The sequence below is a fragment of the Sphaerospermopsis sp. LEGE 00249 genome (assembly GCF_014299995.1).
Taxonomy (GTDB): Bacteria; Cyanobacteriota; Cyanobacteriia; order Cyanobacteriales; family Nostocaceae; genus Sphaerospermopsis; species Sphaerospermopsis kisseleviana.
This window is the reverse complement of the sequence record NZ_JACJUZ010000051.1, coordinates 1-15,107: the sequence shown is the minus strand read 5'-3', so window position 1 is coordinate 15,107 and position 15,107 is coordinate 1. Positions and strand designations below refer to the sequence as shown.

Below are 15,107 nucleotides of genomic sequence, written 5' to 3'. Positions count from 1 at the left end.
AAGACTTGAATGGTAATTCCTAATAATAGATCGCCGACTTCTTTGAGAAGTCGAGGATCTGAGTATTATTTTCACGCGGGTACTACAAATTTTTCACTTCCAGCTAACCCAAACGCTGTATGAATAACTTGCAAAGCCTTCACACCCTCATCTTGTCCTACAACACAACTAATTTTAATTTCTGAAGTGGCAATCATTTGGATATTGATTTTATTTTCTGCTAAAGCTGTAAACATTTTCCCGGCAATACCTGGTTGTCCAACCATTCCCGAACCAACAATACTCACTTTAGCGATCGCATTATCCAAAACTACCTCACCCCATCCTAACTGATCTGCAACTTGGGTTAATTTCTTTTGGGCGTTTTCTGCATCCATCCGCGCAACGGTAAAAGCAATATCCCGACGCGCAACCCCATCAATCACCCGACAGCGTTGTGATTGAATAATCATATCCACGCTAATATTATATTCTGCCAATAAACCAAACAATTTCGCCGCCATTCCTGGTTGATCGGGAACTTGACGAATAGCTAACCGCGCTTGATTCATGTCTAAAGCGACACCACGCACTGCGGGAGATTCGGGAGTTGGGGAAGATAGAACAGCAGGAGAAGCAGTAATTTCAAAAGCGTTGCAAAGTGCAGCAATAGCGCGATCGCAATCTCCCGCATCTACCAAACAACTCACCTTAACTTCACTGGTAGAAATCATTTGAATATTTACACCCGCTTCCGCCAAGGTTACAAACATTTTAGCAGCTACACCAGGACGGCCAATCATTCCCGCCCCAGAAATACTCACCTTTGCAGTATTATTTTCTACTAAAACTTCTGCTTCATCTGAATTGGGTTGATTTCTCAAAGCTGGTGCAATAGCCGCAGCCACAGCTTCCGCTCGTTTCAAAATAGGTGTATTTACGGTAAAAGCAATATCGTTACTATTACCTTCATGAATTGATTGAATAATTAAATCTACATCTACTTGTTGACGGGAAATTTCATTAAATAACCTTGCTGCTACCCCTGGTTTATCAGGTACACGCAATAAAGACACCTTAGCCTGATTTATATCAAACTCTACCCCATCCACAGGACGAGCTAATTCTAAATTGACTAACGCCCGTTCTTGCACTTTTGGCGATGTTACCCATGTACCAGGCTGATCCGTCCAACTAGACCTTACCACCAAAGGAACACCATAATTTTTGGCAATTTCCACCGCACGGGGATGTAATACCTTTGCACCCAAACTAGCTAATTCCAGCATTTCATCACAGGTGATTTCTGTCATTAACTGCGCTTCCGGTACAAGGCGCGGATCTGTAGTTAAAATCCCTGGAACATCAGTATAAATTTCACAAAAATTTGCTCCCAAAGCCGCCGCCAAAGCTACTGCGGAAGTATCAGAACCACCACGCCCCAAGGTGGTAATTTCCATTGCTGTAGTGTTAGAAATTCCTTGGAAACCAGCTACAACAACGACTTTACCTAAATTAATCTGCCCCATCAACCGCTCTGTTTCAATATGCAAAATGCGAGCGCGAGTATGTTCAGCTTCAGTAACAATACCTACCTGAGCGCCAGTCATAGAAATAGCAGGTTGTCCAATTTCCTGCAAAGCCATACTTAGTAAAGCAATAGTGACTTGCTCCCCTGTGGAAAGCAGCATATCCATTTCCCGACGGTTAGGACTTTGAGAGATTTCATTAGCTAGTTTAACTAATCCATCAGTGGTTTTACCCATTGCGGAAACGACGACGACAACGGAATTTCCTGCTTGTACAGTTTTATAAACCCGTTGTGCAACCGCTTGGATACGTTCCACCGAACCAACAGATGTACCACCGTATTTTTGAACTATGAGCGCCATAACTGTAGATGTTTGAATATTCAAATTGTGCTGTGATCAATGCCTCCGTCGGGAAGCTTTGAAAATTTACCATTAATTTAGATTACTAAAATATCAGCGATTTGGATTTTCCACTCAGTAATTTAACTCTGCAATTTTACGAATTGAGGAAAAATAAGTTTAACAGCATTTTAACCTATTATATGATTGTTCTTAACCTATTTACATACTATATATAGTTATTTTAAGTAGGGGTAGGCATTATTTAGGACAAATAAACGCTGATCCGCGCAAACATGGCACAAATATCAACTAATTTCCTAGCAGGGGTTCTGATAATGACCCTGCTGGGTTTATTTATGGTGAAACACGCAACTTTTACAACCGTGAATATACATTTAATTGCATAAAATCATAAAAATTATGATTCGGCTTTACACAACTTGGTGAACAAAATTACTATCACTAGTCCTTTAGAAAGAAATTTAAACATAGTTTAATCTATTCTTTGACGGTTATTAATTTCTAGTTAATCAGCAAGTATAAACTTTATATAAGGCTGTAATTCCATCAGGTAAAACATCCTTCAAAATGAGGCATTATGAACATTTCAACCACCATTTTTAGCCGTGCATTCACTACTTCTGTAGTAACAGCGGCCGTAGCATTTAGTCCTATTTTCACAGCAGTTGCTCAAGCTCAAACTTTGAACGGTGCAGGAGCAACTTTTCCCGCACCTCTCTATGAACGTTATGCACGGGAAGTAAGAAAGAAACATCCTGAATTAAAAATTAATTACCAAGCAATTGGTAGTGGTGGTGGTATTCGTCAAACTATTGCTGGTACTGTAGATTTTGGTGCTAGTGATGCAGCTATGAAAGATGATGAAATGGCTAAAGTTAAAAATGGTGTAATTTTAGTACCTACTGCTGGTGGTGCAGTTTCTGTAGTTTACAATTTACCAGGGGTAAACAAACTTAGATTGTCTCGTAAAACCCTACCAGCAATTTTTTCTGGACAAATTACTAACTGGAATGATCCACAAATTAAAGCTGATAACCCAGGGGTAAATTTACCAAATCAACCGATTAAATTTGTAGTTCGTGCTGATGGTAGCGGTACAACTTTCATTTTTACCAATCACTTGAGTTCTATTAATCCCTACTTTAAAGGTAGAATTGGTGCTAATACTGCTCCTAACTGGAATTTAAAAAATGTCCTCAAAGGTAAAGGTAATCCCGGTGTAGCTGCTTTAGTTGCTCGTACTCCCGGAGCTATTGGTTATGTTGAATATGACTACGCTACTAAAAACAAATTAAGATCAGCAGAAATACAAAATAAAAAAGGAGAATTTGTTGCACCTTCTTTAGCAACTGCAAATGCAGCTTTATCAGGTGTAACTTTTCCAGCTAACTATCGTGTATTTGTAGGTGATCCTAATCAGGGTTATCCTATTGTGGGTTTAACTTGGATGATGATTTATAGAAATTATCCCACTCCAGCTAAAGCAGATGCGATTAAAAAATGGATTAACTGGGTACTCAAAGATGGTCAACAATTTAATGATGACATGAATTACACCAGAATTCCTAATGATGTCGTCAATCGTGTTTTACAAACAGTAAATACTACCGTTAAATAATCAAAACTAGGCAAGGGGCGAAGCATTCGGAAAATAGCCTGTGAAAAAATTGAAAATTTATCGCCCGAATGCTTCGCCCGTACAGGAGTCAGGAGTCAGAATAATCATAAATGGAAAACTCTCATTGATTCTGAATCCTTTCTCAATTCACTATTGAACTTTGGATAACTAAATATTTCACTTTAATTGTTTTGATTAATTATGAACAATTCTTTTGAAAATAATGATCACAATCAATCATCATACTTAAAAGTAAATGATGAAAATATCAACTTAACTGTTACTGGTGGATTAAATTTTAGATTTGATCAAGGATTTACATTTCTAGTTTATCTATTTGCTGCCATTACTGTAGCAATTTTATTTGTCATGACTTGGGTAATTTTCCAAGAAGCTAAACCAGCGGTTTTTCAATTTGGTTTAGGGTTTATCTGGAGTCAAGATTGGGATACAGGTAATCAAGTTTTTGGGGCATTACCTTATATTTATGGTACTTTGGTAAGTAGTGCGATCGCTATTTTATTGACTGTGCCTATAGGTATATCAGTCGCCCTAGTAACGAGTGAAGACTTTTTACCATTAGTAGTCAGAAATATTATTGCTTTTGTAGTAGAATTAATTGCTGCAATTCCCAGTGTAATTATCGGTTTATGGGGAATTTTTGTATTTATTCCCATTATCGAACCCTTTGAACAATGGTTAGGTAAAACTTTTAAAGTTATCCCCTTTTTCAATACTGAATATCCCACAGGTAATAATATGTTAACGGCGGGAATTATTCTCTCGATTATGATTTTACCGACAATGGCCGCTATTTCTCGTGATGTTTTGATGGTTGTTCCTAAAGAATTACGCAGTGCATCTATGGCGTTAGGTAGCACTCGTTGGGAAACCATTTTTCGGGTGTTATTACCAGCAGGTTTTTCAGGAATGGTAAGTGCAGCAATGTTAGCTTTAGGCCGCGCACTTGGTGAAACAATGGCAGTAACAATGGTAATTGGTAACTCGGCTCAAATTAGTCTATCTTTACTTGATCCAGCTTATACAATTCCCGCTGTTCTAGCTAATGAATTTGCCGAAGCTGAACCTGGTTTACATATTGGTTCATTGAGTTATTTAGGTTTGATTTTGTTTGTTTTAACCTTAGCAGTTAATATCGGTGCTGTGCTATTAGTGCAATGGGTACGCAAGAAAAATTCTTAGTCAGCTTTCAGCTTTCAAATATAGACAAACAGATTGCTCATAAATTCAGAAACATCTCAAAAAATCCCAAATCTAAAATTCAAAATCCAAAATCCCATGAGTAGCTATATAAATCCAGAAAATATTGAATCTTTACCTAAAGAATTACTCAGCCCGCTACCAACTCAGAGGCGTTTGTTTAGCTATGCCATGAATGGTTTATCATTCATATTGAGTTTGTTGGCATTGTTTCCACTAGCATCAATTTTGTGGGAAATTATATCAAGGGGAATTTCTGGGTTAAAATCAGAAATGTTTTACCTTCCACTGATTGAAAATGGTTTTGCTAATGCCATTATTGGTACTATTATTATGGTTAGTTTTGGGGCATTATTAAGCATTCCCATAGGGATAATGACCGGCATATTTTTAGCAGAATTTGGTAAAACTAATAAAATTACTAATTTTGTGCGGTTTCTAACTTCTATCCTCACAGGTGTACCTTCAATTGTTGTAGGAATGTTTGCCTATGGAGTCGTTGTTTTAATTACTAAAAAATTTAGCGCCTTTGCTGGTGGTTTTGCTTTATCTGTGATTATGTTACCAATAATTGCCTTAACAACAGAGGAAGCATTAAAACTAATTCCCACTCAACAACGTTTAGCTTCTGCTGCATTAGGAGGAACAAGATTTCAAACTACATTTAGGGTTGTTGTCAAATCAGCAATTCCCGGAATTACTACAGGTATTGCATTAGCGATCGCCCGTGCATCAGGTGAAACAGCACCATTACTTTTCACAGCTTTATTTAGTCAAAACTGGTCCGATAGTTTAATGAGTCCGACTGCTTCTTTACCTGTATTAATTTTCAATCTTTACAATAATCCTGACCCAGAAATTAACAAATTAGTTTGGACAACTTCTATCATTTTATTGAGTTTAGTTTTGTTCTTTAGTCTCATCTCTCGTTTATTAAGTAGTAAAAGCAGATTCAAGTAATTATTAATTGTTTCACCAATACTTTTCACCGTTTTTTATCACTAAAATAATCATGAGTAACCTAATTCCAGCCATCAAAATTAAAAACCTAAGTTTTTATTATGGTAATTACAAAGCTATCGAAGGCATATCATTAGATATTTATAAGAACCAAGTTACTGCACTCATTGGTCCTAGTGGTTGCGGAAAATCTACCTTCATTAAAACCTTAAACCGGATTAGTGAATTAGAAGGTAAAGTCAAAGTTGAAGGAAGCATAGAATTTTATGAACAAAATATCTATGACCCCCGCATTAATATTAATCGTTTGCGGCGAGAAATTGGCATGGTATTTCAAAAGCCAAATCCTTTTCCCATGAGTATTTATGAAAATGTTGCTTATGGTGTGAGAATTGCTGGTAAATGTCCCAAATTTAAATTAGATCAAATAGTGGAATCGGCGCTCAAAGGTGCAGCACTTTGGGATGAAGTGAAAGATAAACTTAACACATCTGCATTAGGTCTTTCTGGTGGACAGCAACAACGTTTATGTATTGCGCGTGCTTTAGCAGTGAAACCAAAAGTTTTATTAATGGATGAACCTTGTTCAGCCTTAGATCCTATTGCTACATTGAAAGTTGAAGAATTGATTCATAGCTTGCGATCTGAGTTAACAATAGTGATTGTGACTCATAATATGCAGCAAGCAACCCGCGTTTCTGATTTTACTGCTTTCTTTAGCACCGATGAAAGTAGGATCGGGCAAATGGTAGAATTTGGTGATACAAGTCAAATCTTTCGTAATCCATTAGATGAGCGTACCCGTGATTATGTTGCAGGACGCTTTGGTTAATGGGATTTTAAATTACTATGACTCATTCCACTGATATTCTTACCTTAGCCCGTTGGATGGCCGCTGATTTTAGTAATCAAGCTCAAGTGTTTGAAAATCCGGCTTTTTACGCCCATATTCGTGTCTGTATGCGTCCTCTCCCTTATGGGTTGTTATCGGGGGTGAGTTTTTTTGTAGAACAGGCTTATGATTATATGCTCAATGACCCTTATCGGTTGCGGGTATTGAAGTTAGTGACAGAGGGTGAGAAAATCCTGATTGAAAACTACACGGTAAAAGAAGAAAAAGACTTTTTCGGTGCATCCCGTGATTTAGGAAGGTTGTATCAGTTAAGTGGCGATCGCCTGGAAAAACTCTCCGGTTGTAACATGATTGTAGAGTGGACTGGGAATTGTTTTAGAGGTCACGTTGAACCAGGTAAAGGTTGTATCGTCGTCCGCAAAGGACAAAGAACTTACTTGGATAGTAAATTTGAAATTGATGGAGATAAGTTCATCAGTTGGGACAAAGGACGAGATCCAGACACCGATGAGCATCTTTGGGGTTCTGTCGCAGGTCCATTTCACTTTGTCCGCTGGGGTAACTTTGCTGATGAGGTGAAGTTATCCTGAGTAGGTGACAGGTGACAGGTGACAGGTGACAGGTGACAGGTGACAGGTGACAGTTAAGAAGTTAAAAGGGAATAGGAAATAGGGGAGGTAGGGGAAGTTAATAACCCAATCACCAATCACCAATCACCAATCACCAAAAAAATTTTTCCCCAGGGGATGCAATTTGGGAATAAAGGTGATAATATAAGTAATTGTGAGTGCGGCGACATAGCCAAGTGGTAAGGCAGAGGTCTGCAAAACCTTTATCCCCCAGTTCGAATCTGGGTGTCGCCTTTGAGAGAAAACAGCCAAAACCAAGCTATTTACAGGTTTTATCAATAAGTATAGGGACGGGTTTAATGCTCGTCCTTTGTTGTTTGGGATAAATTTGGGGTAATTTTGGGGTAAGTCTGCCTTTAGCCATAAGACAACTGTCTTTAGTGCTATTTTCTGCTGTACAAATATGTTGGCAATGTTGTATATTTGACGTTGCATAGTCTGAATAGTAACATATATATGTAATATGGCAGAAAAACAATTAGTTGAGTTTGCTTTAGAAGATGGAACAGCTTTTTTAGTAGAAGTTGAAGAATCAGAAGATACATCTACTGCTATTGAGAAAGTGGCACTACCTTCTGGAAAAGAAATTGCAAAGGCACAAAAAACATTTTCGGAAGCGATAGATAATATTAAGCCTGTGGTGGCTAGTCTGAATAATAAATTTAAAGATTTAGGTCCGAAAGAAATGGAAGTGAAGTTTGGTGTCAAACTCAGTGCTGATGCTGGCGCTATATTAACTTCCGTAGGTGGGGAAGTTACCTTTGAAGTAACTGTTAAGTGGAGTAAAGACTAAGATTTACAGCTTCCATGTCAACAGCAAATTATTTTGTAACCTTTAAAAGTGCGATCGCTCGCATTTATAATAAAAACGGTAAAGTTATCGGTGCTGGTTTTTTGGTGAGTCAGTACCATTTGCTTACCTGCGCTCATGTGGTGACAGCCGCTTTGAGTATTATCACTAACATACAAGAATCACCAGATGGCATTATAGAACTTGATTTTCCCCTGATTGCACCTGGACAAAAATTAAAAGCTAAGGTTGTATTTTGGCAACCTGTGAACCCGGGACAAAGTAAGGAAGATATTGCTGGGTTACAGATAGAGGAAACTTTACCAATGGGCGTAAGTCCTGTAAAACTTGTCACTACATCAGACTATTGGCAGCATAAATTCCGCATTTTTGGCTTTCCCCAAGGACATGATACTGGTGTTTGGGCTAGTGGTGAATTGCGGGATGTTCAAGGTACTGGTTGTGTACAAATGGAGGCAATTAAAGTTCCTGGTTATCAAGTTGAACCTGGTTTTAGTGGTTCTCCTATTTGGGATGAAACATTACAGGGAGTTGTGGGAATGGCTGTGGCCGCAGAGAAAAAGCGGGAAGGTGTAAAAGCAGCATTTATGATTTCTACAACTGTGTTAGTTGAAGCTTGGAGTTTTTTAAATCAATCTATTCAGCAACCATCAATAAATTCTTCTCCCTCTTTGAGTCGAGTCCAAGAAATTAAAGCTAGGGAATTGAACAAAAGATTAGTAATTTTAGAAGGTGATTATGAAGCCGTTTATAACCAATTGAATTATACAGAAAATGCCGAAAGTCGTAATAACTTGCAGCGACAATTAAACAGGATTGAAAAGGATATGAATGATGTCGTTGAACAGTTAAAAATGATCGGGTGATCACCATTTTAAAATGATAAAATGAAAACGATTTACAAATTTTCATCCTATAGCCGTCAGGAGTTAGAAGCAATGTTTGGATTAACAGAATGGCAACAAACTCGATTTTATCAAGAAGTTAAGGAAGAAGTTAGGGAAGAGATCAAGGAAGAGGTGAAGTTAGAAACGATTCCTAAACTGTTACGTGAGGGGTTAACTGTAGAACAAATTGCTCGTATATTGGAGTTAGATATAGAAGTGGTGAGACAAGCAATCAAAAAGGAAAGTAAATAATTTCCTATGACAAATTCTCATCTATTTATAGGGGTTTAGCAATGATAAATCCCTACCCATCTAATCAAATAATTAAACAATTTTGATAATAAATTATGGTATGGAGATTTTTTGTAATATGGCAAAACCTGATGATATTAAACTTGAGCAATTAGAAAAGAGATACAAAGAGCTAAAAAAGGATTATGAAGCACTTTGTGAACAACTTAATGCAACGGGAAATGCTCAAGATAAAAATAACTTGCAGCGACAAATAGACATCCTTGAGAAAGAAATGAAGGATACTGATCAGCAAATAGAAGAATTAAAATCTGATATAGAAAATTTTGATTCAACATCTGCACATAGTACGGATGAGCCAAACCCAAATATTATACCAGAATCATATATATTAATTAAAATAGAACCATTACAAACAAAATCAAGATCAAAAAATCCAAGATTTAAAATTAGTGGTTGGGTTATTCCTAATATTCAAAATTATATAATAGATAGCTCATACTATCATACAATTGATATTTGTGATTCTCATGATCAAAGTTTTAAAATTCAGGATATCCCCAAAATTTTAAATTCTCTCTTGACCGAAAAAATAAATGTTTCTCTAGAAAAACATATAAATATAGTATTTTTTCTACCTAAAGAATATCTTACTTATCCTGTTGAACAATGGGAAATAAATGATTTTGGTGAAACAAGTCCTATTGGTGAGAAGTACAGAGTAATTGTTCGAGATGTAGAACGATTAGACAAACAATATCTGAGAGTCAAAAAACAACAGTGGATTGACAAATGGGAGAAATTACAGAATATAAACTGTAATAATTTTCCAAAAATACATGAATATGATGCTAACAGTTTTTCTGCTTTTGTAAATCAAGCAATTGGTATTATTTTAAATATATTTGATGACCATATCAAAAATGATACTGATAAAATTTCTAAAATTTTTGGTTCATTACAGAGTAATGTAATTCCTTTAGCTATATGTCATAGAGATAAAATTTCTTTAACAGATTATCAAAATAGAGAAAATCATGATCTAAACTGCTGTATTTATGAATTACTAGAAAATGTGAGAATAAACCGCTTAGAATCACGAATTAATAATAGTGATAATCATCTATTAGGAAATGATATTATTCTCATTTGTGAAAATCCTTATATTTTAACACCTGAATCTAACCCAATCATTATCAACAATTAGGTAATAACTATGACTAACGACTGGCAAATATTTAAAGGCAATAATGAAGTTAATGAAAAGTGGATAAAGGAGGGTTCTAAACTTCCAGCACCACCAAGTTGGCGAGATTTTAATAATAGTGAAAGTGACCCCAAAAAAAGACGCGCTGAGACATTTCAAGCCCGTCCAGAAGAGGTAGAATTAGTCAATGCGGCTTTATATTTACGACGACCTTTATTAGTAACAGGTAAACCAGGAACAGGTAAAACTTCTTTAGCCTATGCTGTCGCTTATGAATTAGGATTAGGAGAAGTGTTACATTGGCCAATTACCACACGCACCACATTAAAAGATGGTCTTTATAATTATGATGCCATAGGCAGATTACAAGATGCAAAAGAAAAGGATAATGTAGATAAACTTGGTAAATATTTGAATCTAGGATTATTAGATGAGGCAATACAACATTTACAAGATGTAAAAGATAAAAAATCTAAAGATAATCTAGCAGACATTGGTAAATATATTAATTTGGGTTCACTAGGAACAGCTTTACTACCATCTGATAAACCCAGAGTTTTATTAATTGATGAAATTGATAAAAGTGATATTGATTTACCTAATGATTTATTGCATATTTTTGAAGAGGGAGAGTTTGAAATACCGGAACTAAGACGCATAGCTGATAAATTAGATCAGGTAGAAGTACAGACAGCAGATAAAGATGGAAAAGCTACTATTAAACAAGGTAGGGTTCGCTGTACATCTTTTCCTTTTGTGATTTTAACCAGTAATGGTGAACGAGATTTTCCTCCTCCTTTTTTAAGACGTTGTATTAGATTGGATATTCAAGAACCTAATCAAGAAGAATTAGAACGGATAGTTAAAGCACATCTACAGTTAGATGATAAACTATCTAAAGAAGCAGATAATTTAATTGATCAATTTCTCAAAAAACGTCTAAATGGGGAATTAGCAACAGACCAACTTCTCAATGCTATCTATTTAGTCACTAATGAACAATCCCCCACAGATACAACTAAAAAAAAGTTGATTGCAGAAATATTAAAATATTTAGATAGCTAATGAGATAGCTAAGAGGACTCATGATTAACAGATTGATTCGACTTTTAGAACAGTTAGAACTGGACATGAGTGCAGAGGATATTGCTGATGCTCTCTGGTTAGCAAATCAGATAAAATTACCATCAGCAATTGCATCTGTTGATGAAGTTACGCAATCAAATCAGAGTTCTCAGACTACCGCTAATATACTACCTAATCTAAGAGAACCTTCAACATCTACAAAATCTGAAAATTCAGATTTTTCTACAGAAGAAAAAACAGAAGCACCCACAGCTAAAGCTTATACTCAAGATGATATAGATTCTAATTCATCCTCTAATTCTATTGAAAAACCAACCCCTGAAAAACCAACACCTTCATCATCAGGAGTACCTTTTAAAGCTCCTGCGGTTGCTGCTTTACCTAATGCTTTAGAAATTGGTAGGTCATTGCGGCCATTGATGCGAAAAGTTCCATCTCGGATAAAATTTGTTTTAGATGAAGAAAATACTGTTCAACAAATAGCAGAAAATGATGTTTGGATACCAGTTTTAAAACCTGCGCGAGAACGTTGGTTAGATTTGGTGATAGTTGTTGAAGAAAACCGCGCTACGGTTGTTTGGGAAGAAACTATCAATGAGTTTCGCAAATTAATGGAAAGACATGGAGCTTTTAGAAATGTTTATACTTGGAATTTAAACGCAAATGATGGTAAACCGCAATTTTTTCACCAGCAGGGAAAAACTACAAAAAAACAACGTTCCCGCAGTCCCAAAGAATTATTAGAACCTAATGGTAGACGGTTAATATTATTAATTAGTGACTGTGTTTCCTCTTTATGGTGGGAAGGAGAAATACACCAATTATTAGAATTATGGTCTAAACAAGTTCCGGTAACTGTTCTACAATTATTACCCGAACAATTATGGGAACGCACAGTTTTAGATTTGGGTATTTCCGTTTCATTAAGTGCGATTGAACCAGGTTCACGCAATTCTCAATTGACTGTTCATGATTTCCCTATCTGGTTAGAAGAAAAACCCAATCAAGCATTAAAGTTACCTATTGTGATTTTAGAACCTGAATCTTTAAAATATTGGGCAAAAGTGATGGCTGGTACAGGTACTATGGACACTGTGGGTATTGTATTTATGCCGAACTGGAAAGAATTAATACCTACAGATAAATTATCCAGTTCACAAACAACAAAAGACCCAGAATTATTAGTTAATAAATTAGTTAATACATTTTATCATAGTGCTTCCCCTCTAGCGAGAAAATTGGCGATTTATATGGCATCTGCTCCGGTAAGTATGCCTGTAATTCATTTAATTCAGGAAAAAATGTTGCCCCAACCAAGGAAGCCAATTATTTTGGCGGAAATTTTTATGAGTGGGTTGTTAGAATTAAAGTTAGTGAGCGAAGAAAATCAACCAGAAATATGGCGATATGAATTTGTAAAAGGAGTGAGAGAAGTTTTACTTCGTTCTATTAGAAAGACAGAAGTTGATGCTGTATTTGAGACTGTTTCTCAATATATAGCTCAGAAAGCTGGCATCCAAATCAAGAATTTTCAAGCTTTGTTATTTGCTAACTCTGACTGGGATGAAAACACCAAAGCAGAAATTCTTCCCTTTGCGGAGATTACTAAGGAAGTATTGCAAAATTTAGGGGGAGATTATGCGCGTTTAGCACAACAGTTAGATTTTCCAGAAATCAAAACCTTTGAATTTGAATGTGCCACTGTTACTATTAAAGATGATGTACTACAACCTTTTACTTTTACATTTGCCAAAATTGAATTAATCAAAAAATCACAGTTGTTTGGGCTAACACAGAAAACAGAATTAAGTGTTAACAAGTACCAAAAACAAGCACAGCAGTTTATAGAAAACTTAGGAAACGGCATTGAATTAGAAATGGTAGCCATTCCTGGGGGAACTTTCATCATGGGTTCACCAGAAAATGAAGAGGGAAGTCATAGCAGCGAAAGACCGCAACACAAAGTCACCATCAAACCCTTTTCAATGGGTAAATATCCCATTACCCAGGCACAATGGCAAGCGGTAGCAAAGTTACCTCAAGTCAACAAAGAACTAAAACCAGACCCATCGAGATTTAAAGGAGCAAACCGCCCTGTAGAAAGGGTTTCTTGGCATGATGCGGTGGAGTTTTGTGCTAGACTATCAAACTACACCAAAAGACCCTACAGACTGCCCAGCGAAGCGGAATGGGAATATGCTTGTCGTGCAGGAACAATCACACCCTTTCATTTTGGCCAGACAATAACAACGGATTTGGCAAATTATTATGGTAAGGAAACTTATGTTAGTGGAGTAAAAGGAGTTTATAGAGAAGAAACCACAGAAGTAGGCAGTTTTCAAGTAGCAAATGAATTTGGTTTATATGATATGCACGGCAATGTGTGGGAGTGGTGTGAAGATGATTGGCATAATAATTATGAAAATGCACCTGCGGATAGTAGCGCGTGGGTACGCGACGAACCTAATAACAACGCGAAAGTGCTGCGCGGTGGTTCTTGGGGCAACAATCCTGAAGGTTGCCGTTCGGCGCGTCGCAGCTCTCTTGTTGCGGGCTTCGACCACTTCAGCCGCGGTTTTCGTGTTGTGTGTGGTGCTGCGTGGAATTTGTAGCCCTTTATACTCTTGCCCTTTTGCCCTTTACCCTTCTTTCCTCTACCCTTAGCGAGCGAAGCGAGCTTTAAAAAATTTTTTTGAATTTTTACCCTTTTGAGCAAAAATGAACGAATTACCAATTATTCAAAAAACCTACGATTTAATTAAGTGGTATGTGCCTATTCTTAACCGCCTACCACAGAATCATAAATTTATGCTAGGTAATAGGATAATTACTGGACTTTACGATTTATTAGACGCTTTAATTATTGCTAAATATGCTGTTGATAAACTAGAGCAATTACAGTCATTAAATAGTAAACTAGATATATTACGTCAATTAAAATAAATTATCCTGTTAATCCTAAAATCCTGGACATCCTGATTCTGACATAATTACTTATTTTCTATTAATTTTCTAACAATGCCCAAAACTATTATTAATCGCCATAAAAAAACCGCCCGATATTTTATAGAAAACTTAGGAAACGACATTGAATTAGAAATGGTGCTAATTCCTGGGGGAACTTTGATCATGGGTTCACCAGAAAATGAAGAGGGAAGTGATAGCAGCGAAAGACCGCAACACAAAGTCACTATCAAGCCCTTTTCAATGGGTAAATATCCGATTACCCAGGCACAATGGCAAGCGGTAGCACAGTTACCTCAAGTCAACAAAGAACTAAAACCAGACCCATCGGAATTTAAAGGAGCAAAACGCCCTGTAGAAAGGGTTTCTTGGCATGATGTGGTGGAGTTTTGCGCTAGACTATCAAACTACACCAAAAGACCCTACAGACTGCCCAGCGAAGCGGAATGGGAATATGCTTGTCGTGCAGGAACAACCACACCCTTTCATTTTGGCCAGACAATAACAACGGATTTAGCAAATTATAACGGTAAGTACACTTATGGTAATGGAGTAAAAGGAGTTTATAGAGAAGAAACCACAGAAGTAGGCAGTTTTCAAGTAGCAAATGAATTTGGGTTATATGATATGCACGGCAATGTGTGGGAGTGGTGTGAAGATGATTGGCATAATAATTATGAAAATGCACCTGCGGATAGTAGCAGGTGGATAAGCGACGAGCCTAATAACAACGCGAAAGTGCTGC

The 15,107-nt window shown here is 36.8% G+C and carries 13 protein-coding genes, 1 tRNA gene and 1 pseudogene; 14 read left to right on the top strand and 1 reads right to left on the bottom strand.

Translation table 11 applies throughout. From position 1 onward, the window contains the following. Window positions 1–71: 71 nt before the first annotated feature. Window positions 72–1,871, bottom strand: coding sequence for an aspartate kinase (locus H5968_RS17005; RefSeq protein WP_187040895.1), 1,800 nt, complete (start codon window positions 1,869–1,871; stop codon window positions 72–74). A 580-nt stretch (window positions 1,872–2,451) separates the two neighbouring features. On the opposite strand from H5968_RS17005, the gene pstS reads away from it, so the two are divergent. The 14 genes and pseudogenes from pstS to H5968_RS16935 form a co-directional block, all read left to right on the top strand. After that, window positions 2,452–3,492, top strand: a complete 1,041-nt coding sequence (gene pstS, locus H5968_RS17000) for a phosphate ABC transporter substrate-binding protein PstS (protein ID WP_187040894.1) — start codon at window positions 2,452–2,454, stop codon at window positions 3,490–3,492. 201 nt (window positions 3,493–3,693) lie between these two features. Further along, the gene (gene pstC, locus H5968_RS16995) at window positions 3,694–4,695 is read left to right on the top strand and encodes a phosphate ABC transporter permease subunit PstC (protein WP_187040893.1); all 1,002 of its coding nucleotides are present in this window, start codon (window positions 3,694–3,696) and stop codon (window positions 4,693–4,695) included. A gap of 96 nt (window positions 4,696–4,791) precedes the next feature. Continuing rightward, window positions 4,792–5,673 carry a phosphate ABC transporter permease PstA gene (pstA, locus tag H5968_RS16990; protein ID WP_137667817.1) on the top strand — a complete coding sequence of 294 codons (882 nt, stop codon included), beginning with the start codon at window positions 4,792–4,794 and terminating at the stop codon, window positions 5,671–5,673. 52 nt (window positions 5,674–5,725) lie between these two features. Beyond that, window positions 5,726–6,505: a phosphate ABC transporter ATP-binding protein PstB gene (pstB, locus tag H5968_RS16985; RefSeq protein ID WP_222620706.1), complete on the top strand. Its 780-nt coding sequence runs from the start codon at window positions 5,726–5,728 to the stop codon at window positions 6,503–6,505. A gap of 17 nt (window positions 6,506–6,522) precedes the next feature. Further along, window positions 6,523–7,116, top strand: a complete 594-nt coding sequence (locus tag H5968_RS16980; RefSeq protein ID WP_137667815.1) for a chromophore lyase CpcT/CpeT — start codon at window positions 6,523–6,525, stop codon at window positions 7,114–7,116. A gap of 201 nt (window positions 7,117–7,317) precedes the next feature. Further along, window positions 7,318–7,389: transfer RNA gene (locus H5968_RS16975), tRNA-Cys, on the top strand. A 229-nt stretch (window positions 7,390–7,618) separates the two neighbouring features. After that, a complete protein-coding gene (locus H5968_RS16970) occupies window positions 7,619–7,948 on the top strand; it encodes a CU044_2847 family protein (RefSeq protein WP_187040892.1) in 330 nt (109 codons plus the stop codon). Between the two features lie 14 nt (window positions 7,949–7,962). After that, window positions 7,963–8,832: a trypsin-like peptidase domain-containing protein gene (locus H5968_RS16965; RefSeq protein WP_187040891.1), complete on the top strand. Its 870-nt coding sequence runs from the start codon at window positions 7,963–7,965 to the stop codon at window positions 8,830–8,832. Between the two features lie 21 nt (window positions 8,833–8,853). After that, window positions 8,854–9,105, top strand: coding sequence for a hypothetical protein (locus tag H5968_RS16960; RefSeq protein ID WP_137667812.1), 252 nt, complete (start codon window positions 8,854–8,856; stop codon window positions 9,103–9,105). Window positions 9,106–9,223: 118 nt separating this feature from the next. Next, on the top strand, window positions 9,224–10,312 hold the full coding sequence (locus H5968_RS16955) for a hypothetical protein (RefSeq protein ID WP_187040890.1): 1,089 nt from the start codon (window positions 9,224–9,226) through the stop codon (window positions 10,310–10,312). 9 nt (window positions 10,313–10,321) lie between these two features. Next, on the top strand, window positions 10,322–11,377 hold the full coding sequence (locus H5968_RS16950) for a MoxR family ATPase (protein ID WP_187040889.1): 1,056 nt from the start codon (window positions 10,322–10,324) through the stop codon (window positions 11,375–11,377). 20 nt (window positions 11,378–11,397) lie between these two features. After that, window positions 11,398–14,010 (top strand): formylglycine-generating enzyme family protein, encoded by a 2,613-nt coding sequence (locus tag H5968_RS16945; protein ID WP_187040888.1) that lies wholly within the window; start codon window positions 11,398–11,400, stop codon window positions 14,008–14,010. Window positions 14,011–14,116: 106 nt separating this feature from the next. Continuing rightward, window positions 14,117–14,329: pseudogene (gene avd, locus H5968_RS16940) on the top strand (diversity-generating retroelement protein Avd); the annotation flags it as partial. Between the two features lie 87 nt (window positions 14,330–14,416). Further along, window positions 14,417–15,107, top strand: a 691-nt coding sequence (locus H5968_RS16935; protein ID WP_187040887.1) for a formylglycine-generating enzyme family protein, incomplete at its 3' end; no start/stop codon positions are given.

Coding starts and splice junctions, on each gene's coding strand:
- pstA (WP_137667817.1), top strand. CDS start 4,792: ATGAGTAGCTATATAAATCCAGAAAATATTGAATCTTTACCTAAAGAA.
- H5968_RS16965 (WP_187040891.1), top strand. CDS start 7,963: ATGTCAACAGCAAATTATTTTGTAACCTTTAAAAGTGCGATCGCTCGC.
- H5968_RS16970 (WP_187040892.1), top strand. CDS start 7,619: ATGGCAGAAAAACAATTAGTTGAGTTTGCTTTAGAAGATGGAACAGCT.
- pstC (WP_187040893.1), top strand. CDS start 3,694: ATGAACAATTCTTTTGAAAATAATGATCACAATCAATCATCATACTTA.
- H5968_RS16955 (WP_187040890.1), top strand. CDS start 9,224: ATGGCAAAACCTGATGATATTAAACTTGAGCAATTAGAAAAGAGATAC.
- pstB (WP_222620706.1), top strand. CDS start 5,726: ATGAGTAACCTAATTCCAGCCATCAAAATTAAAAACCTAAGTTTTTAT.
- H5968_RS16945 (WP_187040888.1), top strand. CDS start 11,398: ATGATTAACAGATTGATTCGACTTTTAGAACAGTTAGAACTGGACATG.
- H5968_RS17005 (WP_187040895.1), bottom strand. CDS start 1,871: ATGGCGCTCATAGTTCAAAAATACGGTGGTACATCTGTTGGTTCGGTG.
- H5968_RS16950 (WP_187040889.1), top strand. CDS start 10,322: ATGACTAACGACTGGCAAATATTTAAAGGCAATAATGAAGTTAATGAA.
- H5968_RS16980 (WP_137667815.1), top strand. CDS start 6,523: ATGACTCATTCCACTGATATTCTTACCTTAGCCCGTTGGATGGCCGCT.
- H5968_RS16960 (WP_137667812.1), top strand. CDS start 8,854: ATGAAAACGATTTACAAATTTTCATCCTATAGCCGTCAGGAGTTAGAA.
- pstS (WP_187040894.1), top strand. CDS start 2,452: ATGAACATTTCAACCACCATTTTTAGCCGTGCATTCACTACTTCTGTA.